Annotated in this window: 17 protein-coding genes; 9 read left to right on the plus strand and 8 right to left on the minus strand. The window is 72.3% G+C overall.

Translation table 11 applies throughout. The features are described from left to right. Nucleotides 1–9 precede the first annotated feature (9 nt). Both ACIBUY_RS08555 and ACIBUY_RS08560 read right to left on the minus strand, forming a co-directional pair. Entirely contained in the window at nucleotides 10–789 is a 780-nt protein-coding gene (locus ACIBUY_RS08555) for a TSUP family transporter (RefSeq protein ID WP_365574941.1), read from the minus strand. Between the two features lie 456 nt (nucleotides 790–1,245). After that, nucleotides 1,246–2,556: a ferric reductase-like transmembrane domain-containing protein gene (locus ACIBUY_RS08560; protein ID WP_399152187.1), complete on the minus strand. Its 1,311-nt coding sequence runs from the start codon at nucleotides 2,554–2,556 to the stop codon at nucleotides 1,246–1,248. A 374-nt stretch (nucleotides 2,557–2,930) separates the two neighbouring features. On the opposite strand from ACIBUY_RS08560, the gene ACIBUY_RS08565 reads away from it, so the two are divergent. From ACIBUY_RS08565 to ACIBUY_RS08590, 6 genes are all read left to right on the plus strand, one after another. Then, the gene (locus ACIBUY_RS08565) at nucleotides 2,931–4,166 is read left to right on the plus strand and encodes an FAD-dependent oxidoreductase (RefSeq protein WP_365580364.1); all 1,236 of its coding nucleotides are present in this window, start codon (nucleotides 2,931–2,933) and stop codon (nucleotides 4,164–4,166) included. A 1-nt stretch (nucleotide 4,167) separates the two neighbouring features. Beyond that, a complete protein-coding gene (gene nirB, locus ACIBUY_RS08570) occupies nucleotides 4,168–6,738 on the plus strand; it encodes a nitrite reductase large subunit NirB (RefSeq protein ID WP_399152188.1) in 2,571 nt (856 codons plus the stop codon). Next, a complete protein-coding gene (gene nirD / locus ACIBUY_RS08575; protein WP_399152189.1) occupies nucleotides 6,735–7,088 on the plus strand; it encodes a nitrite reductase small subunit NirD in 354 nt (117 codons plus the stop codon). Before nirB ends, nirD begins: the two co-directional genes overlap by 4 nt. Nucleotides 7,089–7,132: 44 nt before the next feature. Next, nucleotides 7,133–7,717, plus strand: coding sequence for a TetR/AcrR family transcriptional regulator (locus ACIBUY_RS08580; protein WP_399152190.1), 585 nt, complete (start codon nucleotides 7,133–7,135; stop codon nucleotides 7,715–7,717). Nucleotides 7,718–7,796: 79 nt separating this feature from the next. Next, the gene (locus ACIBUY_RS08585) at nucleotides 7,797–8,573 is read left to right on the plus strand and encodes an SDR family NAD(P)-dependent oxidoreductase (protein WP_399152191.1); all 777 of its coding nucleotides are present in this window, start codon (nucleotides 7,797–7,799) and stop codon (nucleotides 8,571–8,573) included. A gap of 95 nt (nucleotides 8,574–8,668) precedes the next feature. Continuing rightward, nucleotides 8,669–9,241: a hypothetical protein gene (locus ACIBUY_RS08590; protein WP_399152192.1), complete on the plus strand. Its 573-nt coding sequence runs from the start codon at nucleotides 8,669–8,671 to the stop codon at nucleotides 9,239–9,241. Between the two features lie 9 nt (nucleotides 9,242–9,250). On the opposite strand, the gene ACIBUY_RS08595 is transcribed toward ACIBUY_RS08590, so the two are convergent. From ACIBUY_RS08595 to ACIBUY_RS08605, 3 genes are all read right to left on the minus strand, one after another. Then, nucleotides 9,251–10,177, minus strand: coding sequence for an oxidoreductase (locus ACIBUY_RS08595; protein WP_399152193.1), 927 nt, complete (start codon nucleotides 10,175–10,177; stop codon nucleotides 9,251–9,253). Between the two features lie 178 nt (nucleotides 10,178–10,355). Then, nucleotides 10,356–13,085 (minus strand): pyruvate, phosphate dikinase, encoded by a 2,730-nt coding sequence (gene ppdK, locus ACIBUY_RS08600; RefSeq protein ID WP_365580347.1) that lies wholly within the window; start codon nucleotides 13,083–13,085, stop codon nucleotides 10,356–10,358. 416 nt (nucleotides 13,086–13,501) lie between these two features. Next, nucleotides 13,502–14,704, minus strand: coding sequence for an ROK family protein (locus ACIBUY_RS08605; RefSeq protein ID WP_365580344.1), 1,203 nt, complete (start codon nucleotides 14,702–14,704; stop codon nucleotides 13,502–13,504). A gap of 113 nt (nucleotides 14,705–14,817) precedes the next feature. On the opposite strand from ACIBUY_RS08605, the gene ACIBUY_RS08610 reads away from it, so the two are divergent. Both ACIBUY_RS08610 and ACIBUY_RS08615 read left to right on the plus strand, forming a co-directional pair. Then, a complete protein-coding gene (locus tag ACIBUY_RS08610) occupies nucleotides 14,818–16,233 on the plus strand; it encodes an MGH1-like glycoside hydrolase domain-containing protein (RefSeq protein WP_399152194.1) in 1,416 nt (471 codons plus the stop codon). After that, nucleotides 16,230–18,182 (plus strand): glycogen debranching N-terminal domain-containing protein, encoded by a 1,953-nt coding sequence (locus tag ACIBUY_RS08615; protein ID WP_399152195.1) that lies wholly within the window; start codon nucleotides 16,230–16,232, stop codon nucleotides 18,180–18,182. The genes ACIBUY_RS08610 and ACIBUY_RS08615 overlap by 4 nt, the downstream gene beginning before the upstream one ends. A 115-nt stretch (nucleotides 18,183–18,297) precedes the next feature. Here ACIBUY_RS08615 and dusB read toward each other — a convergent pair whose 3' ends face one another. Then, nucleotides 18,298–19,485: a tRNA dihydrouridine synthase DusB gene (dusB, locus tag ACIBUY_RS08620; RefSeq protein WP_365580544.1), complete on the minus strand. Its 1,188-nt coding sequence runs from the start codon at nucleotides 19,483–19,485 to the stop codon at nucleotides 18,298–18,300. 74 nt (nucleotides 19,486–19,559) lie between these two features. Continuing rightward, the gene (locus ACIBUY_RS08625) at nucleotides 19,560–20,474 is read right to left on the minus strand and encodes a helix-turn-helix transcriptional regulator (RefSeq protein WP_399152196.1); all 915 of its coding nucleotides are present in this window, start codon (nucleotides 20,472–20,474) and stop codon (nucleotides 19,560–19,562) included. 155 nt (nucleotides 20,475–20,629) lie between these two features. Here ACIBUY_RS08625 and ACIBUY_RS08630 point away from each other — a divergent pair, with 155 nt between their 5' ends. Continuing rightward, nucleotides 20,630–22,135, plus strand: coding sequence for a DHA2 family efflux MFS transporter permease subunit (locus ACIBUY_RS08630; RefSeq protein ID WP_399152197.1), 1,506 nt, complete (start codon nucleotides 20,630–20,632; stop codon nucleotides 22,133–22,135). 16 nt (nucleotides 22,136–22,151) lie between these two features. On the opposite strand, the gene ACIBUY_RS08635 is transcribed toward ACIBUY_RS08630, so the two are convergent. Next, on the minus strand, nucleotides 22,152–23,075 hold the full coding sequence (locus ACIBUY_RS08635; RefSeq protein WP_365580536.1) for a helix-turn-helix transcriptional regulator: 924 nt from the start codon (nucleotides 23,073–23,075) through the stop codon (nucleotides 22,152–22,154). Nucleotides 23,076–23,081 lie beyond the last annotated feature (6 nt).

Genomic DNA, 23,081 nt, shown 5'->3' on the forward strand with positions numbered 1-23,081 from the left:
GGCCCGGGCTCAGGCCACCCACTGTTCGTACGCCATCTTCACCACCAGCGCGCACACCACCGTGAGGAGCACGACGCGCACGAACCCGGACCCGCGCTTGAGCGCGGTGCGCGCGCCGACCATGCCGCCCGCCAGGTTGAACACGGCCATCAGGGCGGCCAGTTGCCAGTAGACGGTGCCCTTGAGGGCGAACATCGCGAGCGCGCCGGCGTTCGTGCAGCAGTTGACGATCTTGGCGGTGGCGGAGGCCGTGACCAGGTCGAGGTGGAGGAGCGCGGTCAGGGCGAGGACCAGGAAGGTGCCGGTGCCGGGGCCGATCAGGCCGTCGTAGAAGCCGATGCCGAGTCCGGCCAGGCCGATCGCGGCGAGGACGCGGCGCGGCGGGACGGGGCCCGCGGCAGGGGCGGTGCCGAAGGCCGGGCGGAAGAGCACGAAGGCGCCGACGGCGACCAGCACCACCATCACGACCGGCTTGAGGACGTCGGTGCTCATCCCGGCGGCGAGCAGCGCCCCGCACGTCGAACCGGCGAGCGCCGCGACACCGATCCGGACGGCCAGGCGGACGTCCAGCGGCGTCTTGCGGGCGTACGTCACCGCCGCGCCGGTGGTGCCGACGATGGCGACGGCCTTGTTGGTGCCGAGCACGTACCCCGCGGCGGAGTTCGGCAGGCCGAGCAGCAGTGCGGGGAGCAGCAGGAGGCCGCCGCCGCCCACCACCGCGTCGACCCAGCCCGCCGCGAGCGCGGCGACGCACAGGACGACGACGGTGGTCAGGGATATGTCAGGCATGATCGCGACCTTATGGACGCGGTACGTGTGCCGTCCATGAATGCGTGGAGAGTTGAGCGTCTTCTGAGCTTGGGCCTGTGTCGAAAGTGGCTTCGTCCGCCCGGAGGGCGGGCCGGGCGGCGTCTGGTGCGTGCTCTCGGCTTGCCGGGTGCCGACCCTCGTACTGGATGTACTTGGGTTTGCGCCCGGTGAGGCGAGAGTGCGTGCCGGGCGTCGACCGGCAGAAGCCACTTTCGGCACAGGCCCTAGCCGTCCCGGCATGCGGGACGGCCCGGTCGGGGGCGGGCGGCGCTGCTGGGTCCACGGTCAGCGCGAGTGCGGCGGCGAGCAGGGCGCTGGCCGAGGCGAGGCCGGCGGCCAGGGTGCGGCGGGAGCGGGGAGTGGGGGCGGCGGGGGTGCGGGCGGGTCTGCTGTGGCGGCCCATGGGGCGTGGCTCCGTAGCGGCTCGGGGGATTCTCAGTACGTGAAGGACTCGGCGTGGATGCGTTCCTCGGGCACGCCCGCGCGGACGAGTGCCGTCGTCGCGGCGGCCGTCATGCCGGGCGGGCCGCACAAGTAGACGTCGTGGGCGGCGAGTTCGGGCACGAGGTTGCTCAGGGCGCGCGGGGCGAGCGGGTCGAAGGGGGCGTCGGAGGGGCCGAGGAGGTAGTGCAGGGCGGCGCCCCTGGAGCGGGCGATGGCCTCCAACTCCTCGCGCAGGACGAGCTGTTCGGCGTTGCCCGCGCGGTAGAGGAGCGTGAGGTCGCCGGGTGCGCCGGGCAGCGTCTCGAACAGGGCGCGCAGGGGCGTGATGCCCACTCCCCCGGCGAGCAGCAGCACCTTGCGGCGGGTGCGGCGGTGGGCGGTGAGCGCGCCGAACGGGCCTGTGGCGACGACCCGTACCCCGCGGCGCAGCCGGCGCACCCGGCGGGTGTGGTCGCCGACGGCCTTCACCGTGATGCGGACGTGGTCGCCGTCGACCGGCGCGGACAGCGAGAACGGCAGCGCCGTGCGCCACAGCCCCCGGCTCAGGAACCGCCACCGGAAGAACTGCCCTGGTTCCGCGCGCAGTTCGGCGATGCCGCGGCCGCGCATCAGCACGGACACGACACCCGGCCCTTCGGCGCGCACCTCGACGACCCGCAGATCGTGCCGCAGCGCCTGTCGCACCGGCACGACGAGCCGGTACCAGACGAGGAGCACGGCGACGGTGGCGTGCAGCAGGCACCACAGGCCGAGACTGAGCGTGCTGTACGCGATGTCGGGTCCGGCCAGTTGGTGGGCGAAGGCCAGGGCGGCGGCGAGGTACGTGAGCAGGTGCAGGCCCCGCCAGGCGCCGTGGCCGACGCGGCGGCGCACGGCGCGGGCGCTGCTGACGCCGACGGTGCCGAGCAGCAGGGTGCTGGCGGTCGCGGCGGCGAGCCCCGGATACCCGAGCAGTTCGACGACCGTCGTGACGAGGTCGGTGCCGGTGTGGGCGGCGTACCCCAGCAGGGCGAGTGCCAGGTGCGCTCCGCACAGGGACAGGACGTGGCGGCCGCCCCGGGCGTGGTACCTGGCGAGCCGGTCCGCGCCGACGCCGTGCTCGATCGCGGGCACCCGTGCCATGAGGAAGAGCATGACGAGGATCCCGTACCCGGCGAGCAGCCCCGACAGATGCGCTCCGCTCGCGAACAGGACGTCGAGCCGGGCCGAGGGGTGGGCCTGAGCGGCCCAGAGCGCGGCGACAACGGCTCCGCCGGTGGCGAGGCCGATGCGCAGGGCCGCTGGAGATACCTGGGTGCTCACCCCGCCACGTTAGGCTCCGCCGAGCGGGAATATGCGCTGGTCAGCGGGTTCTGGGAGATCCTTAAGGTGGGCTTGAGGGGGGCCTGAACAGGGGTTAAGCCGGCAGCCGGCTCGGGTGGTCCGGTGCGTGTCCGACCACCGGCCGGTGGTCCTGCTGCGCGCAGTTCCCCGCGCCCCTGATGGCCGCAGGCCATTCAGGGGCGCGGGGAACTGCGCGCCCAGCCACGACGGCGCAGCAGTCGCCCACGAACAGCGCCCCCAACGGCGCCTTGGCGCACCCTCACACCACCCCCACCCCACCGATGAGCCACCCGTTCCCCCCGGGAAACCATCGAGACGCCCCCGAGAAACACCCACCCCGCACGCTGCGGAGCATGAACCGCATCGTCGTCATCGGCACCGGCCTCGCCGGCACCCGCATCGCCCAGCGCCTGGGCGAGCGCGCGGTGCTCATCGGGGAGGAGGCGCACGCCCCGTACAACCGGGTGCTGCTCGCCGAGGTGCTGGCGGGCAGTTACGGTCCTGAGGTCGTCGAGTTGCCCGCCGTTCCGGGGCCCCGGCTGCGGACCCGGGTCGTTCGGATCGACCGCGCCCGGCGACTCGTCCAGTGCGAGAGCGGCGCCGAGGTCGCGTACGACCGGCTGGTCCTGGCCACGGGCTCGAACCCGGTGCTGCCTCCCCTGCGCGGCCTGTTCGCGCCCGGGGCCACCGAACTGCCCGGCGGCGTCCACGCGTTCCGCACGATGGACGACTGCCTGGCCCTCTCGGCGGCGGTCACCGAAGGCACCCGTGCCGTCGTCGTGGGCGGCGGCCTCCTCGGCGTCTCCGCGGCCCGCGCGCTGGCCCGGCGCGGCGCCCAGGTGGTTCTCGTGCAGCAGGCCGAGCGGGTGATGGAGCGTCAACTGGACCCGGGCTCTTCCGCGTTGGTCCATCGCCACCTGACCTCGCTCGGCGTCGAGATCCACACCGAGTGCCGCGTCCGCGGGGTCGGTGTGGTCGACGGCCGCGTCCGCCGCGTGGAGCTGCACGACGGATACGTCCTCGGCACCGACCTCACCGTGCTGGCCTGCGGGGCGCGTCCCCGCACGGGCCTCGCGGGCGCCGCCGGGCTCGAGGTGCGTCAAGGGATCGTCGTGGACGACGAGTTGCGCACCTCCGACCCGCTGATCCACGCGGTCGGCGACTGTGCCGAGCACGACGGCACCGTCTACGGGCTCGCCACACCGGCCCTGGAACAGGCCGACGCCCTCGCCGGTCTGCTGACCGCGGCGGAGAACGGATCGGCCGGAACCACGACGACGTACACCGGCACCCGCACCCTGACCCGCCTCACCCTCCCGCACGAGGCGGACCCCCTGGACCTGGCCGCGTTCGGGGAGACCGAACCGCTGCCCGGCGACGACGTCGTCCAGCTCGCCGACGCGACGCGCGGCACCTACCGCAAGGTCGTCGTGCGCGGCGACCGGCTGGTCGGCGGGGTCCTGGTCGGCGCGCTCGGCCAGGTCGGCGCGCTCGCGCACGCCTGGGAGTCGAACGAGGCACTGCCCGCCGCCACCGATGTCGGCGCCGCACCGCTGCTCCACCTGCTCACCCACCACGGAGGCCTCTGACATGGCGACCGCCCCGGCCGAAAAGGCGCTGCCCACCCTTGTTCTCGTCGGCCACGGCATGGTCGGCCAGCGCTTCCTCGAAGCGGCGGCCGAGCGCGGCCTCACCGAGACGCACCGCGTGGTCGTCCTGTGCGAGGAACCGCGGCCCGCCTACGACCGCGTCCACCTCACCTCGTACTTCTCGGGCACGACGCCCGAGGAACTGTCCATGACGGACGGGGAGTTCATCGACAAGCACGGCATCGAGCTGTACGTGGGCGACCCGGCCGTCACCGTCGACCGCGCGACACGGACCGTGCACGCGCGCTCCGGCCTCGAGGTCACGTACGACACGCTCGTGCTGGCCACCGGCTCCTACCCGTTCGTGCCGCCCGTGCCCGGCAAGGACGCCACGGGCTGTTTCGTGTACCGGACCATCGAGGACCTGTACGCGATCGAGGAGTACGCGAAGAACAACGCCACGGTGGGGGCCGTGGTCGGCGGCGGCCTGCTCGGGCTCGAGGCCGCCGGTGCGCTCCAGGGGCTCGGACTGACCACGCACATCGTGGAGTTCGCGCCGCGCCTGATGCCCGTACAGGTCGACGACGGCGGTGGCGCGGCCCTGCTGAAGACCATCACCGGCATGGGCCTGTCCGTCCACACGGGGGTCGGCACGCAGGAGATCGTGACGGATCCGGACCGGGGCGGTGCCGTGCGCGGCATGAAGCTGTCCGACGGGTCCGAGCTCGCGGCCGACCTCGTCGTCTTCTCGGCGGGCGTGCGGCCGCGCGACCAACTCGCCCGCGACATGGGCCTGTTGGTCGGCGAGCGGGGCGGCATCACCGTCGACGAGCAGTGCCGCACCAGCGATCCGGCGGTCTTCGCGATCGGCGAGTGCGCGCTCGCCGCCGACGGCCGGGTCTACGGGCTCGTGGCCCCCGGCTACGAGATGGCGCTGACCGCCGCCGACACCATCGCGCAGGCGGACGCGGCGTTCACGGGCGCCGACCTGTCCACCAAGCTGAAGCTGCTCGGCGTCGACGTCGCCTCCTTCGGTGACGCCCACGGCGCGGCCGAAGGCTGCCTCGACGTCGTCTACTCCGACTCGCGTTCGGGCACGTACAAGAAGCTCGTCATCGGCAGCGAGGGCGAGTTGCTCGGCGGCATCCTCGTCGGTGACGCGGAGGCGTACGGCACGCTGCGCGCGCTGACCGGCAGCGTGCCGCCGATCGCGCCGGAGCAACTGGTGCTGCCCGCGGGCGCGGGCGCTCCCGCGCAGCTCGGCCCGGACGCACTGCCCGCCGACGCGGTCATCTGCTCCTGCCACAACGTCACCAAGGGCGAGATCTGCGCGCACACGACGCTGCCCGAGGTGAAGAAGTGCACCAAGGCCGGTACCGGGTGCGGGAGTTGCGTCAAGCTCATCGGGCAGCTCCTGCCCAAGAGCGGGGACGACGGGCTGTGCGGCTGCTTCAAGCACACGCGCCAGGAGCTGTACGAGATCGTGCGCGTCAAGCGGATCACGAGCTTCGCGCAGCTCCTCGACGAGCACGGGCGCGAACAGGCGCGCGGCGGCGAGGGCTGCGAGATCTGCAAGCCGGCCGTGGGCTCCGTCATCGCCTCGCTCGCCCCCTCGATCGGCGCGGACGGCTACGTCCTGGACGGCGAGCAGGCCGCACTTCAGGACACCAACGACCACTTCCTCGCCAACTTGCAGAAGAACGGCTCCTATTCGGTGGTCCCCCGGATCCCGGGCGGCGAGATCACCCCCGAGAAGCTCATCGTGATCGGCGAGGTGGCCAGGGACTTCGGGCTCTACACGAAGATCACCGGCGGTCAGCGCATCGACCTGTTCGGCGCCCGGGTGGAGCAACTGCCCATGATCTGGGCCCGGTTGGTGGACGCGGGCTTCGAGTCGGGGCACGCGTACGGCAAGTCGCTGCGCACCGTGAAGTCGTGCGTCGGCCAGACCTGGTGCCGCTACGGCGTGCAGGACTCGGTCCGGATGGCGATCGACCTGGAGCTGCGCTACCGCGGCCTGCGGGCGCCCCACAAGCTGAAGTCGGCGGTCTCCGGCTGCGCCCGCGAGTGCGCCGAGGCCCAGTCGAAGGACTTCGGCGTGATCGCCACGGCCAACGGCTGGAACCTCTACGTCGGCGGCAACGGCGGCATGACGCCCCGTCACGCCGACCTGCTGGCTCAGGACTTGAGCGACGCCGAGCTGATCCGCCTGATCGACCGGTTCCTGATGTTCTACATCCGCACCGCCGACCGGCTGGAGCGCACCGCGGCCTGGCTGGAGCGGATCGACGGCGGCCTCGACCACGTACGGGACGTCGTCGTGCACGACTCGCTCGGCATCTGCGACGAGCTGGAGGCGCTGATGCGGGCGCACGTCGCGCACTACCGCGACGAGTGGTCCGAGACCATCAACGACCCCGAGCGCCTGGCCCGCTTCGTCTCCTTCGTCAACGCCCCCGACACCCCGGACCCGACGGTCCGCTTCGTCCCCGAGCGCGACCAGATCAAGCCCGAGCTGCCGCTGGTCCCGCTGACCTCGCTGACCTCCCTGGAAGGACTCGCCGCACGATGACGATCGCACCGGAGAAGACGACGGTACTGGTCCAACTGGCCTTCGGCGACGAGTGGTTGAGCGTGTGCGAGCTGTCCCGGCTGACGCCGGGGCGCGGCGTCGCCGCCCTGCTGCCCGACGGCCGGCAGGCGGCGGTCTTCCTCGACCGCGCGGGCCGGGTGCACGCCCTCGACAACACGGACCCGTTCACCGGCGCGGCCGTGCTGTCACGCGGCCTGATGGGCTCGGCGCAGGGCCGGCCGTTCGTGGCGTCCCCGCTGCTCAAGCAGCGCTTCGACCTGGAGACGGGGCGCTGCCTCGACGACGACGAGGTCGCGGTGCGGGCGTACGAGGTGCGCACCGCCGCCTGACCCTTTCTTGACCGGACGTTCTGGATACGCGTAGATTCCCCGTCGTGGCCAGAACCAAGGAATTCGATCCGGACGCCGCGCTGCAGGCAGCCCTCGAGCTGTTCCAGCAGCGCGGCTACGAGGCGACGTCGATGGCGGACCTCGTCGACCGGCTCGGCGTCGGACGCGCCAGCATCTACGCGACGTTCGGCAACAAGCACGAGCTGTACCTCAAGGCGATGGACCGCTACGCGGAGACGGCCGACTCGACGATCCTCACCGAGCTGTCGGCCGACGGCCCGCCCCTGGACGCCGTACGGGCCGTCGTGCGCCGCTTCGCCGCCGAGGCCGCCCTCGGCGAACAGCGCCTCCTCGGCTGCCTGGTCACGAACACGGCGGCGGAGCTCGGCCCGCACGACACCCAGGCGGCACGCCGCGTGGAGAGCAGCTGGCAGCACCTCGAGACGCTGCTGCACGCGGCGCTCACCCGGGCCCGGGCCACGGGCGAGCTGCCCGCCGACCGCGACCCGCGGGCGCTCGCCCGGATGCTGCTCGTCCTGATGCAGGGGATGCGCGTCGTCGGCAAGGCATCCAGCGACCCCGCCCGCGTCCGCGACGCGGCGGAGCAGGCACTGACCCTGCTCGACTGAGACCCCCGCCTTCCCACCTCCCCCTGCCGCCTTTCCTCATGCCCTTATATTGAACCGATCAGTCAAGAAAGAGGCTTCCATGTCCACTGCGCCCCGCAATCGCTTCAGCGGCAGCACCGCCCTCGTCACCGGCGCCGGTTCGGGCCTCGGCCGGGCCATCGCGCTCGCCCTCGCCGCCGAGGGCGCGAACGTGGTCGCCGTCGGGCGCACCGCGGCCCCGCTGGACGAGACCGTCGCCCTGATCGAGGCGGCGGGCGGCACGGCCCTCGCCCACCCGGCCGACGTCAGCCGCGCCGACGACGTAAAGGCCGCTGTGCGTACGACAGTTGACCGATTCGGCTCGCTCGACGTCGCCGTGAACAACGCGGGCGTCTTCCGCGGCGGCGGCCCGGTGGCCGACCTGTCCGCCAAGGACTGGCAGACCCTCCTCGACATCAACGTCACCGGCGTGCTGTACGGGCTCCAGGCCCAGGTCGCCCAGATGCGGACCCAGGAGTCGGGCGGCGCCATCGTCAACATCTCCTCGAACATCGGCCCGCATAGGACCCAGTCCGGCGCCACCGCGTACGGCGTCTCCAAGGCTGCCGTCTCCGCCCTGACCCGCGGCGCCGCCCTCGACCACATCGCCGACGGCGTCCGCATCAACGCGGTCAGCCCTGGCGCCTCCGCCACCTCCATGTCGCTGCGCCCGGGCGAGACCGAGGCCGAGCGCGACGTCCGGATGAAGGGCGAATCGCCGCTCGGCCGCGTCGCCGCCACAAGCGAAGTCGCCGCCGCCGTCCTCTATCTCGCCTCCTCCGACGCGGCCTCGGTGGTCGGCGCCGACCTGGTCATCGACGGAGGCGCATCGGCCTGAGCGTGTGAACGACGCGTCAAAGTGCGGGGCCCGAGGGTCAGCATGGCGTCAAAGCGGGCTGCCGCAGCCGGTGTTCCGCGTCTACGGTGCGCTGCATGGGACGCATTGTGAGAACGCCCGCCGCGCGCCGCGTCACCCCGCGGGCCGGGGTGACGGTGACCGACCGGAACTGGGCGCGCGACCTGCGGGCCGCGCTGCTCTGCGCCGGGCTGCTGTTCGCGCTGGTGATGACGATCGACGCGGCGAACTCCACTCTCACCCCCGTCCGCACCGCCCTGTGGACGGGCCTGTCCCTCCTCCTCTACGCCGTCCTGCACCCGCCGCGGGTGACGGCGGGCCCGGGCCGGCTCGCGGTCCGCGGCCTCGGCCGTCGCCGCCACGTCTGCCCCGACCTGCTGGTCTCCGCCCGCCGCGCGGAGGGCGTCTCCCCCCGCCTCGTCCTGCGGGACGCGCTCGGCTCACGCGTCGAGCTCGACCCCAAGATCCTCACGTCGAACCCGCTGCTGTGGCACGCCCTGGAGAGGGGCGCGAAGCGGGCGCTGGCCAACGGCCTGCTCGTGACGGGCGGCGAGGTGCTGCGCGACCTGGGCGCACGCATGGACACGGAGGCCGCCCAGGAGATCTTCGAGGCGTCGGGGCTCAACTCCCCTTCGAGCACACGCCCTTAGGCCGCTTCTTCACCCCTTCAACCCCTCGTACTCCACCCCGGTCAGTTGCTCGGACGCCGTCCACAACCGCTCCCCCGCCACATCATCGAGCGTCCACGGCGCCCGCCAGGACCGGCCGGGCGCACCCCGCAGCATCAGCACGCGCGGCCCGTAGAAGCCGTCGGGCCGCACCCCGGGCGCGGTCGCGGCGTACAGCGTCGGCAGGGCGCCGCCCTCGGCGGACTGCCCGACGAGCCGGTTGCCCAGCTCGAAGAAGCGCTCCAGGCCCTTGCGGCCCTCCATCCGGGCACCGCGCGTCTGCAGTTCCGTGGCCGCGTACCCGGGGTGCGCGGCGGCCGCGACCAGCGGGAGCCCGGCGGCCGCGACGCGCCGCGCGAGTTCGTGCACGAACAGCAGATTGGCGGTCTTGGACCGCCCGTACGCCACCCAACGCCGGTACCGCTTCTCGCTGTTGAGGTCGCCGATGTCGATGTTGGCGAAGGCGTGCGTCCCGCTGGAGACGACCGCGACCCGGGCGGCGGGCGCGGCGAGCAGGCTCGGCAGGAGCAGCCCGGTGAGTGCGAAGTGGCCGAGGTGGTTGACGCCGAACTGCGTCTCGAACCCGTCGGCCGTCCGACCGTACGGAAGTGCCATCACCCCGGCGTTGTCGACGAGCAGATCGAGCGTCCGCCCCTGCCACCCGGCCGCGAACTCCCGTACGGAGGACAGGTCCGCGAGGTCGAGCGCCCCGAACTCGACGTCCGCGTCCGGGACTTCGGCCCGGATCCGCGCCACCGCCGCGGTGCCCCGCTCCGCGCTGCGGCAGGCGAGCACGACCTGGGCGCCGGCGCGGGCCAGCTCCCGGGCGGTGACGTAGCCGATGCCGCTGTTGGCACCGGTGACCACGGCGGTGCGGCCGCGCTGGTCGGGAATGTCGCTCGCGTTCCAGCCGCTCATGGCGGAGTTCTCCCTAGGCGAGGGGGCGGAGTGCTTGCTTCTTACCGAAGAGTAGACACCTGGGCCGCAGGGGGGAACGCGAAGGGCGGCACCCCCCGCACAGGGGTACCGCCCGTTCGCCTGGGCCGGGGCCGCCGCCGATCGGTGAGGGTCGGGGACCGGCGGCGGCTCCGGGGTCCTACCGGTGGTCGCTGCCCGCCGAGGTGGAGGCCGCGCGGCCCGCTTCCAGTCGGGCCACCGGGATCCGGAACGGCGAGCAGGAGACGTAGTCCAGGCCCACCTCGTGGAAGAAGTGCACCGACTCCGGGTCACCGCCGTGCTCGCCGCAGACGCCGAGCTTGAGGTCGGGGCGGGTGGCCCGGCCGGCCTCCACCGCGGACTTCACGAGCGAGCCGACGCCGTCCTTGTCGATCGTCTCGAACGGCGACACCCCGAAGATGCCCTTCTCCAGGTACGCCGTGAAGAACGAAGCCTCCACGTCGTCGCGGGAGAAGCCCCACACGGTCTGCGTGAGGTCGTTGGTCCCGAAGGAGAAGAACTGGGCCGCCTCGGCGATCTGCCCGGCCGTGAGGGCGGCGCGGGGCAGCTCGATCATGGTGCCGATGGCGAGCTTCAGCTTGACGCCGGTGGTCGCCTCGACCTCCGCGATGACCTGGTCGGCCTCCTCGCGGACGATCTCCAGCTCCTGGACGGTGCCGACGAGCGGGATCATGATCTCGGCGCGCGGGTCGCCCTTGGCGTTCTTGCGCGCGGCCGCGGCCTCGGCGATGGCGCGGACCTGCATGGCGAACAGACCGGGGATGACCAGGCCGAGGCGCACACCGCGAAGACCCAGCATCGGGTTCTGCTCGTGCAGCCGGTGCACGGCCTGGAGCAGGCGCAGGTCGTTCTCGTTGGAGTCCTGGCGGGACTCGGCGAGCGCGACGCGGACCGACAGCTCGGTGATGTCGGGCAGGAACTCGTGCAGCGGCGGGTCGAGCAGGCGGACGGTGACGGGCAGCCCGTCCATCGCCTCGAACAGCTCGACGAAGTCCTGCTTCTGCAGCGGCAGAAGGGCCTTCAGCGACTCCTCGCGCTCGTGCTCGGTGTCGGCGAGGATCAGCTTCTCGACCATCTCGCGGCGCTCGCCGAGGAACATGTGCTCGGTGCGGCACAGGCCGATGCCCTGCGCGCCGAAGCGGCGGGCGCGCAGCGCGTCCTCGGCGTTGTCGGCGTTGGCCCGTACGCGCAGCCGGCGTACTCGGTCCGCGTACGCCATCACGCGGTGGACGGCGCCCACGAGTTCGTCGGCGTCGTCGGCGCCGGCGTGCATGCGGCCCTCGAAGTACTCGACGACGGGCGACGGCACGACGGGGACCTCACCGAGGTAGACCTTGCCGGTCGAGCCGTCGATGGAGACGACGTCGCCCTCCTCGACGACCACGTCGCCGACGGTCATCCGCCGCCGCTTGGTGTCGACTTCGAGCTCCTCGGCGCCGCACACACACGTCTTGCCCATGCCGCGCGCGACGACGGCCGCGTGCGAGGTCTTGCCGCCCCGGCTGGTCAGGATGCCCTCGGCGGCGATCATGCCGTCGAGGTCGTCGGGGTTGGTCTCGCGGCGGATGAGGATGACCTTCTCGCCGGAGCGCGACCACTTGATCGCGGTGTACGAGTCGAAGACGGCCTTGCCGACCGCGGCACCCGGCGACGCGGCGATGCCCCGGCCGAGCTGCTCGACCTTGGCCTCCTCGTCGAACTTCGGGAACATCAGCTGGGCGAGCTGCGCGCCCGTCACCCGCTGCAGGGCCTCCGCCTCGTCGATGAGGCCCTGGTCGACGAGCTGCGTCGCGATGCGGAAGGCGGCACCGGCGGTGCGCTTGCCGACGCGGGTCTGCAGCATCCACAACTGGCCGCGCTCGATGGTGAATTCGATGTCGCAGAGATCCTTGTAGTGGTTCTCCAGGGTCTCCATGATCTGCATCAGCTGGTCGTACGACTTCTTGTCGATCGACTCCAGCTCGGCGAGGGGGACGGTGTTGCGGATGCCCGCGACGACGTCCTCGCCCTGCGCGTTCTGCAGGTAGTCGCCGTACACGCCCTGGTGGCCCGAGGCGGGGTCACGGGTGAAGGCGACGCCCGTGCCGGAGTCGGGGCCGAGATTGCCGAAGACCATCGAGCAGACGTTGACGGCCGTGCCGAGGTCGCCGGGGATGCGCTCCTGGCGGCGGTACAGCTTGGCGCGGTCGGTGTTCCACGACTCGAAGACGGCCTTTATGGCCAGGTCCATCTGCTCGCGCGGGTCCTGCGGGAAGTCCCGCCCGGCCTCGGTCTTGACGATCTTCTTGAAGCGGGTGACGAGCTTCTTCAGGTCGGCGGCGTCGAGGTCGGTGTCGACCGTGACCTTCTTGGTCCGCTTGGCCTTCTCCAGCTCCTCCTCGAAGAGCTCGCCGTCGACGTCCAGGACGGTCTTGCCGAACATCTGGATGAGGCGGCGGTAGGAGTCCCACGCGAACCGCTCGTCGCCCGCCTGCTGGGCGAGGCCCTGCACCGACTTGTCGGAGAGACCGATGTTGAGGACGGTGTCCATCATGCCGGGCATGGAGAACTTGGCGCCCGAACGGACCGACACCAGAAGGGGGTTGTCGGCCTGGCCGAGCTTCTTGCCCATCTGCGCTTCGAGGGCTTCGAGGTGCTGAGTGACCTCGTCACGCAGTGCCACCGGCTCCTCGCCGCTGTCGAGGTAGACCTTGCAGGCCTCGGTGGTGATGGTGAAGCCCGGAGGGACGGGAAGGCCCAGGTTGGTCATCTCGGCGAGGTTCGCACCCTTGCCCCCGAGGAGGTCCTTGAGGTCCTTGTTGCCCTCGGTGAAGTCGTAAACGAACTTCGCGCCTTCGTTGACTACCTGAGGATCTTTGTTTTCCGACACGGGTCTCGACTCCTCGAGGCTCGGCTGGCTGCCCTGACGGCGAGGAACATACCCAGATCCAAGGCCCATGGGTACGTCCACTTAGCCGTCATGCGGCCGTAACCACCCGTCCGCCAGGAGATCGAAAGTGACTGATGGGTACGCCCTGCCGGCCAGCTGCGTTCATATCCCGAACGCACAACGCCCGTAGACCCCGGATATCGCTCACATGAGCATGCTGAGCTCTCATGTGCGTTCAAGTCGTAAATGATCGAGCGGTGGCACTCAGTGCCACGCCTTGGAGAAGTGCAGTCGCGGATTCCGCGCTCATCTGAGCGCATGGGCGATCAGGAGTGGCGGGAATCACGCCGTTTGAAGCGGCCTTCGGACGGTCCGGTGTCAGCATGCGGACAGGCCATCCGGCCGAAACGGGCCTGTCACACGCCGAGCGCCGCGAGCCGCTCCTCGGCCCGCCCCGGCGCGTACAGCTCCTCCACCACCAGCGCTCCCGCTCCGATGAGCGCGGAGCGCTCGCCGAGCCGCGACGTGACGACGTCGAGGCGGGCCGTCGAGCGGGGCAGGGCGCGCTGGTACAGCAGTTCGCGCACGCCCGTGAGGAAGGGGGTTCCGGCCAGATCTCCGGCGATCATGAGAACGCCGGGGTTGAGCAGCGTGACGACCGTGGCGAGGACCTCGCCGACGCTGCGGCCGGCCTCGCGCGCGAGACGCACCGCCTCCGGGTGCCCGGCCGCGAGCAGCGCGCGCACGTCCGAGCCGGAGGCCGCGGGCACGCCCGCCTCGGTCAGCCGCCGCGCCAGGGCCCGGCCGCTGGCGACCGCGGCGAGGCAGCCGTACGAGCCGCACTTGCACTGGTCGCCGGCGCCCTCGGGCACGCGGATGTGCCCGATGTCGCCCGCGCCGCCGTCGATGCCGCGGTAGATCGCGCCGTCCACGACGACCCCGGCGCCGATGCCGGTGGAGACCTTGACCAGGGCGAAGGCCCGGCAGTCGGGGTGGGCCGCGCGCTGTTCGCCGTACGCCATGAGGTTCGCGTCGTTGTCGACGAGCACGGGGACGTCCGGGGCGGTCGCGGCGTGCTCGGCGGTGGCGCGGGCCAGACGGCCTCTTATGTCGTAGCCGTCCCAGCCGGGCATGATCGGGGGCTGCACGACGCGCCCGGTGTCGGTGTCGACCGGGCCCGGGACCGCGAGGCCGATGCCACAGACGGCCTGCGCCGCGCGGTCGGTCTCCTTGAGCAACTCGCCGAACCAGAGCGCGAGTCGGGGCAGCACCGCCTCGGGTCCTTCCTCGATCGCGAGGGTGCCGGTGCGCTCGGCGAGCACGTCGCCGGTCAGGGTGAGCACGGCCGCGCGGGCGTGCCGGGTGTCGAGGTCGGCGGCGAGCACCACCGCGTGCGCGTCGTCGAACTCCAGGTGGATCGAAGGGCGGCCGCCCAGGCGGGAGTTGACGGGGCCGGCGGCGCCCTCGCGCAGCCAGCCCGCACGGAAGAGACGGTCGAGGCGCTGCCCGACCGTGGCCCTGGACAGGCCCGTGGCCTCCTGCAGAGCGCCTCGCGTGGTCGCCCGTCCGCTGCGCACCAGGTGCAGCAGTTCACCGGCGCTCGCCTGGTTCCCCGCCATGGCCGCCAACCCCCTTGCGTTCATCAACTACGAGTTACATTCTAGGTTTTGCATGTTAAGCAGACGTAACCCTATGCTGCATGGCGCGTAACTGGCAGCCCGCGGGAGAGCATGTGGAGCACACGACCGAGCGGTCGAGGACCACGGTCCACGCCGCGCAGCACGATCCACGGCGTGACCCCGTGCGGGACCGGGCCTTGTGGGACCGGGCCGCGCGCGTCCTCGACGCGAACTGGACGGGCGCCTCGACGGTCCCGTCCCGCACGCTCTATCCGCACCAGTGGTCGTGGGACTCGGCGTTCGTCGCGATCGGTCTGCGCCATGTCTCCCCCTTACGCGCCCAGTTGGAGCTGGAGACCCTGCTGTCCGCCCAGTGGGGCGACGGCCGGATCCCGCACATCGTGTTCAACCCTGCCATCCCGCTGGACGCCTACTTCCCCAGCCCCGACTTCTGGCGCTCCTCCACCGCGGGCCGGGCCGCGGGTGCGCCAACTGCCGTACAGACCTCGGGAATCGTCCAGCCTCCCGTGCACGCGCTCGCCGCCTGGCTGGTGCACCGCGCGGACCCCGCCCTCTCGCGCTCCCGCGGCTTCCTGCCGCGCGTGTACCCGGGGCTCGCCGCCTGGCACCGCTATCTGCTGCACCGCCGCGACCTGGGCGGCGCGGGCCTCGCCTCGGTGGTCCATCCGTGGGAGCAGGGCATGGACAACAGCCCTTGCTGGGACGGCCCGTTGAGCCGTGTCGCGCCCACGGCGGCCCGGTCGTTCCGGCGGGCGGACCTGGAGCACGGCACGGCGGACGACCGCCCGACGGACCTCGACTACGGCCGGTACGTGCGCCTCGCGACGGACTACCGGGACGGCCGATACGCGGACGGGGACGGGGAGTTCGCGGTCGAGGACCCGTCCTTCAACGCACTCCTCGCGGCCTCCGAGCACGCCCTGGCGCGGATCGCCTGCGAGCTGGGGGCCGTAGGCACGGCGCGGCACGCCCGGGCCGAGCGGCTGACGGCGGCGCTCGTGGACCGGCTGTGGGACCCGGCGGCGGGCATGTTCTTCTGCCGCGACCTGCGCGACGGCGGCGACGCCGGAGACGGGGGCGGCGGCAAGGGCGGGCTGGTCGAGGAGTACGCGGTGTCGGGGCTCGTCCCGCTGATCCTGCCGACGCTGCCGCGCGACGTGGTCACGGCCCTGGTGCGCACCGCGCGCGGCCCGCACTTCGGACTCGGCGGCCGGGTCCGTCTCGCGCCGAGCTACGACCTGCTCGGGTCCGCCTTCGACCCGCACCGGTACTGGCGCGGCCCGGCCTGGTTCAACACCAACTGGCTTCTGGAGCGCGGGTTCCGGCTGCACGGCGAGCACGCGCAGGCGGCACGGCTGCGCGCCGCGATGCTCGACGTGGCCGGGGCGTCGGACTTCGCCGAGTACGTCGATCCGTACACGGGGGCGGGCTGCGGCGCCCGCGGCTTCGGCTGGACGGCCGCGCTGACGCTGGATCTGCTGGGTACTGGGGAGGCATCGTCGCGATGACGGACACACAACACGAGTACGGGCGTCAACTCCTGGTCCGCGGCGTCACGTTCGCCGCGTTCGACCCGACCGGCGGACTCGCCGCGGTGCGCGGCGGCTCCTCGCCGGACGGCCTGTTCGTGCGCGACGCCCGGCACCTGTGCCGCTGGCAGCTCACGGTCGACGGCGCGGCGCCGGAGGTGCTCACCCCGATGGTGTACGAGGACGAGGGCATCGCCCGGTGCGTCCTCGTCCCGCGCGGCGGCCGCCAGGAGCCCCCCGCGTACACGCTCTTCCGCGAACAGGCCGTCGGGGACGGCTCGTTCGTGGAGCTGCTGCGCGTCGTGTCGAACCGTCCGGTGCCGACGACGGTGCGGATCGCGCTCACGGTCGACGCCGACTTCACCGACCAGTTCGAGCTGCGCGCCGACCACCGTACGTACGCGAAGACCGGCGCCGTGCGCACCCGTGAAGTCCTGGACGACGGCGTGGAGTTCACCTACACCCGCGGCGACTGGCGCTCGTCGACGACGGTGACGGCCGCGCCCGCGCCCGACGCGGTCGAGGAGACGGGCACCGGCGCGCGCCGCCTGGTGTGGGCCCTCGACCTCGCGGCGCAGGGCGAGTCCGAGCTGCTGCTGCGCGTGACGGCCCGCCCGCACGGCGCACCCGCCCCGCAGACACCGCCGAACCCGCAGGCCGCCGCCGATCAACTCTCCGATGCCGTACGGGACTTCGCGGACGGCGTCGAACTGCCCGGGGCCTGGCCGGAACTGGCAGCGGCGTGCGCGCGCGGGCTCGCCGATCTGGCGGTGCTGCGGGTACCGGCGTCCGGGCCCGACGGGGAGCCGCATCTGGTGCCCGCGGCGGGCGTGCCGTGGTTCCTGACGCTGCTCGGCCGCGACGCGCTGCTGACGTCCCTGTTCGCCCTGCCCTACCGGCCCGAACTGGCCGCCGCCACCTTGCCGGTGCTCGCCGCGACGCAGGCCTCCGCGCACGGTGACGCGGCCGTCGCGCAGCCCGGGAAGATCGTGCACGAGGTGCGGCACGGGGAGCTGGCGCACTTCGGGCAGGTGCCGTACGGGCGCTACTACGGTTCGGTCGACGCGACGCCCCTGTTCCTCGTCCTGCTCGGGGCGTACACGGAACAGACCGGGGACGCGGCGCTCGCCCGCCGCCTCGAGCCGCACGCGCGGGCCGCGGTGAGCTGGATGCTCGACCACGGCGGCCTCACGTCGCGGGGATACCTGGTCTACCGCGCCGACCAGGGCGGTTTGGCGAACCAGAACTGGAAGGACTCCCCGGGAGCCATCTGTTCGGCCGACGGCAGCCGGGCCACCGGCCCGGTCATGGCGGCGGGCGCGCAGGGTTACGCGTACGACGCGCTGCGGCGCACGGCGGTCCTCGCCCGGACGGCGTGGGACGACGCGGTCTACGCGGAGCTTCTCGAACAGGCCGCGACGGATCTGCGGGACCGTTTCGTGCGGGACTTCTGGATGCCGGACAAGGGGTTCGTGGCGCTGGCCCTAGACGGCGACGGCCGCCACGTCGACGCGCTCGCCTCCGACGCCGGGCACCTGCTCTGGTCGGGCCTGCTCGACAAGGAGTACGGGGACGCGGTCGGGCGGCGGTTGTTGGAGCCGGACTTCTTCTCTGGCTGGGGAGTCCGGACGCTGGCCTCGGGGCAGGGGGCGTACCACCCGCTGTCCTACCACCGGGGTTCGGTGTGGCCGCACGACAACGCGGTGATCGCGCTCGGGCTCGCGCGGTACGGGCTGCACGACGAGGCGCGGGCCGTGGCGCAGGGTCTGATCTCCGCGGCGATCGCCTGCGGCGGGCGCCTGCCGGAGGTCGTCGCCGGGTACGCCAGGTCGGCGCATCCGGTGCCCGTGCCCTACCCGTACGCGTGCGTCCGCGAATCCCGGTCCGCGGCGGCACCGCTGGCTCTGCTCAGCGCCGTTGGTGGTTAGGTTTCGCGTTCGACTGCTGCGCCGTCGTGGCTGGTCGCGCAGTTCCCCGCGCCCCTCCAGGGGCGCGGGGAACTGCGCGAGAAGCCCCACTGGGCCGCACCCTGCATCGCACGGGTCAGCCCCCGGACGTGTCCAGTTCCGCGTCCTCGGAGATGCCCGCACAGTCGTACGGGTCCCGCAGCCACCCGTCGGGAAGCACGACCCGGTTGTTGCCCGACGTCCGCCCGCGAGGGCCGTCCGCACCGGCGGGCCAGTCCTGGTCGAGGTCCAACTCGTCGAGCCCGGAACGGAGTTCGGCCAGGGACGAGGTGATCGCGAGGCGCTTGCGCATCTCCGAGCCGACCGAGAAGCCCTTCAGGTACCAGGCCACGTGCTTGCGGAAGTCGATGACGCCCCGCGCCTCGCCCTCCCGTCTCCCACCGCCACCCTCAACGGAGCCCCTTCGGGCCGCACCACTGTTTTCGATCCATTCGCCGAGCAGCGTCGCATGCCGCACCATCGCGTCCGCCACGACGCGGAGCGTGGGTCGCACCCGGTCGGGACGGCCCTCGAACGCCGCCACCAGGTCCGCGAAGAGCCAGGGCCGGCCGAGGCAGCCGCGGCCCACGACGACCCCGTCGCAGCCGGTCTCGCGGACCATGCGCAGCGCGTCGTCGGCGGACCAGATGTCACCGTTGCCGAGGACCGGGATCTCCGGCACGTGCTCCTTCAGGCGCGCGATGGCGTCCCAGTCGGCCGTGCCGCCGTAGTGCTGGGCGGCGGTGCGGCCGTGCAGCGCGATCGCGGTGACGCCCTCCTCGACGGCGATGCGGCCCGCGTCGAGGAACGTGATGTGGTCGTCGTCGATGCCCTTGCGCATCTTCATGGTGACGGGCAGGTCGCCCGCGCCCGACACCGCTTCCTTCAGGATCGCGCGGAGCAGATTGCGCTTGTACGGGAGCGCCGAGCCGCCGCCCTTGCGGGTCACCTTCGGGACGGGGCAGCCGAAGTTCAGGTCGATGTGGTCGGCCAGGTCCTCCTCCGCGATCATGCGGACGGCCTTGCCGACGGTCGCCGGGTCGACGCCGTACAGCTGGATCGAGCGAGGCTTCTCGGTCTCGTCGAAGTGGATCAGCTGCATGGTCTTCTCGTTGCGCTCGACCAGGGCCCGCGTCGTGATCATCTCGCTGACGAAGAGCCCCTTGCCGCCGGAGAACTCACGGCACAGGGTGCGGAACGGCGCGTTCGTGATGCCCGCCATCGGTGCGAGGACCACCGGCGGCTGCACGGTGTGCGGGCCTACGAGGAGCGGCTGCTGGGTCACGGGGCGGGTCTCCGGGAACGTACGAGAAGGTCTTCAGGGGCACGGGCAAGCATCCATTGTCCCTCACCCGGCGCTCACCCCGTCAGGGCCGTCCGTCCCGCCAGTTTCTCCAGGCGTTCCTCGGTCTCGTCGTCCGCGGGGAGGTAGGCGACGACGCGGTACGCGCCGGTCTCCGGGGCCAGCCACATGTGGCGGTGTTCGAGGCGCAGCAGGCCGATCTCCGGGTCGGGGTGCTGGTACCGCTTGACGTGCGAGACCATCGGCGCGACCTCGCGCCGCTCCCACAGCTCGCGGAACTCCGGCGACACCGCGAGCAGCTCGTCGACGGGCGCCTTCCAGGCGGGCTCGGCGACGTGCTCGGCCATCGCCTTGCGGTACTTGGCGAGGAGCTCGGGCAGCATCACGTCGCGGTCCAGGAACTGCACGCGCCAGCGGTCGTTCATGAACATCATCCACAGGGCGTTGCGGTGCTCGGGCTCGACGTCGGCGGGGTCGCCGAACACGTCGACGTAGGCGCGGTTGTGCGCGAGGACGTCGTACCGGGCGTTCTTCACCTCGGCCGGGAAGGGTTCCAGGCGCTTCAGCAGGCGCAGGACCGTGGGCGTGACGGCCGGGGACACGGTCTGGGCCCGGGGGTCGGCCGTCCCGGCGAGGGCGAAGGCGTGGGCGCGCTCGGCGGGGTCCATGAGCAGGGCGCGGGCGATGGCGTCCAGGACGCCGGACGAGACGTTGATGGCCCGGCCCTGTTCCAGCCACGTGTACCAGGTGATGCCGACCGAGGCGAGGTGCGCGACCTCCTCGCGGCGCAGGCCCGGGGTGCGGCGGCGGCTGGTGCCGGGCAGGCCGACCTGTTCCGGGGTGATGCGCTCGCGGCGGCTGCGCAGGAACGCGGCGAGCTCGGCCCGGCGGACCTCGTCGGCCGTGCCCACCGGTGTCTCCCTCTGCGTGCCGGTCCTCTGCGTACCGGTCCTCTGCGCGCTGGTCGTCATGCCACCAGGATGCTCCCGCTCCCATCCCGTTGCCAGGTACTGCCAGTAACATGATGAGCAGGCTCTGGTACCAGGCTGAGCGGGCTGCGATCGTCGCTTGCATGACCCCGACCTCGCCCGCCCGCCGAGCCGCCGCTGCGGCTACCGTCGAAAACATGCCCGATCCGCAGACAGATCCGCAGACAGATCCGCCCCTGACCCACAAGCGGCGCATGCTGATCCTCGCGATCTGCTGCATGAGCCTGCTGATCGTCAGCCTCGACACCACTGCCCTGAACGTCGCGCTCCCCAGCATGGCGAAGGACTTCGACGCCACGCTCTCGGGCATGCAGTGGACGATCGACGCGTACACGCTCGTGCTCGCCTCGCTGCTGATGCTGGCCGGGTCGACCGCCGACCGCGTCGGGCGGCGCAAGGTGTTCCGGATCGGGCTCGTCCTGTTCACCGCCGCGTCCGCGGCCTGCTCCCTCGCACCGAACCTGGAGACCCTCGTCGCGTTCCGGATGGTGCAGGCCGTCGGCGGCTCGATGCTCAACCCGGTCGCGATGTCGATCATCACGAACACCTTCACCGACCCGCGCGAGCGGGCCCGGGCCATCGGCGTGTGGGGCGGTGTCGTCGGCATCTCGATGGCCGCGGGCCCGCTGGCGGGCGGCCTGCTCGTGGACTCGATCGGCTGGCGCTCGATCTTCTGGGTCAACGTGCCCATCGGCCTCGCCGCGCTCCTGCTCACCATGCGCTACGTCCCCGAGTCCCGTGCCCCCAGGGCCCGCCGCCCCGACCCGGTCGGCCAGTTCCTGGTCATCGCCCTGCTCGGTTCACTGACGTACGCGATCATCGAGGCGCCCGACGCGGGCTGGACCTCGACGCGGACCATGCTGTTCGCCGGGATCGCGGTCGCCGCGCTCATCGGGCTCCTGCTGTACGAGCCGCGCCGCACCGAACCCCTCATCGACCTGCGGTTCTTCCGCTCGGCCCCGTTCAGCGGCGCCACCCTCATCGCGGTCAGCGCGTTCGCGTCGCTCGGCGGCTTCCTGTTCGTGTCGACCCTGTACCTGCAGGACGTACGCGGTCTTGACGCGCTGCACGCGGGCCTGTGGATGCTGCCGATGGCGGCGATGTCGCTGGTGTGCGCGCCGCTGTCGGGCCGTCTCGTCGGCAGCCGCGGGCCGCGTCTGCCGCTGCTGATCGCGGGCGTGACAATGACGGCGAGCGGCGTCCTGTTCGCGGCGTTCGACGCCGAGACGTCGAACGCCACCCTGGTGCTCGGCTACGTCCTGTTCGGCATCGGCTTCGGCTTCGTCAACGCGCCCATCACGAACACCGCGGTCTCCGGGATGCCCCGCGCCCAGGCCGGTGTCGCGGCGGCCGTCGCCTCCACCAGCCGGCAGATCGGCTCGACCCTCGGCGTCGCCGTCATCGGCGCGGTCCTCGCGTCGGGCGTGGCCTCGTCCGCCTCGTCCGCCTCGTCTTCGTACGCGCACTCGTTCGTCGAGGCGGGCCGGGCCTGCTGGTGGATCATCGCCGGGTGCGGCCTCGTGGTCCTGCTGCTCGGCGCGCTGACCAGCGGGCGGTGGGCGCGCGAGACGGCGCGGCGCACGGCCGAGCGGCTCGAGGAGCCGCAGGACGCGGCGGTGACGCGGGCGTCCGCCGGGTCGTGACACCCATCGCACCGGGTCATGGCGTCGGGGCGAGCGTCAACTCCTGGAGTTTTCCGAGGCGTTCACGGGTCGTGTCGTTCGCCGGGGTGTACGTCACCAGGCGCGCCCCGCAGTCCCGGCCCAGCCACAGATCGGTGTGCACGACGTCGAGCAGGCCCACGTACGGGTTGAGGAAGTGCTTGACCTTGCCGGGCACCGACTGCACCACGTCGTGGCGCTCCCACAGCGCGCGGAACTCGGCGGACTCGTCGAGCAGCCGCTTCAGGACCACCTTCCAGGCGGGATCGGCGAGGTGGTCGGCCATGCCCGCACGGAACTTGGCGGTCAGGGTGAACAGCACGTCGTCCAGGGGCACGAGCGCGCTGCGCCACTGCTCGTGCGTGAAGGCGAGGAGCAGCCAGTTGCGGTCCTCGGGCGGGATCTCGTCCAGGTCGTACAGGAGCCTGCCGTACGTGCGGTTGTAGGCGAGGATGTCGGAGCGGCTGTTCACCACGCAGGCCGGCAGCGGCTCCAACTGGACCAGCATCTCGTGCAGTTCGGGCGTGAGCTTGGCGCAGCTCGCCGCCGGAGCCGGGTCGATCGCCCCGGCGAGGCGGAACAGATGGGTGCGCTCGCTGCGGTCGAGGCGCAGGGTCCTGGCCAGCGCGTCCAGGACCTGGGCGGAGACCTGGATGTCGCGGGCCTGCTCCAGCCACGTGTACCAGGTGACGCCGACCGCCGACAGGTGCGCGACCTCCTCGCGGCGCAGCCCTGGGGTGCGGCGGCGGGCACCGCGCGGCAGGCCCACGTCCTCGGGCGTGATGCGCTCGCGGCGGCTGCGCAGGAACCCGGCGAGCTCGTGCCGCCGGATCTCGGCGGGCCGCGCATCCTCGTCGCCCGGGCCGCCCGGGCCGCCCGGGCCGCCCCGGTCGCCCCGGTGGTCCTGCGTCATGGTGGTCATGCCTCC

Origin of the sequence: Streptomyces sp. NPDC050085 (genome assembly GCF_044460595.1) — a bacterium.
Taxonomy (GTDB): domain Bacteria; phylum Actinomycetota; class Actinomycetes; order Streptomycetales; family Streptomycetaceae; genus Streptomyces.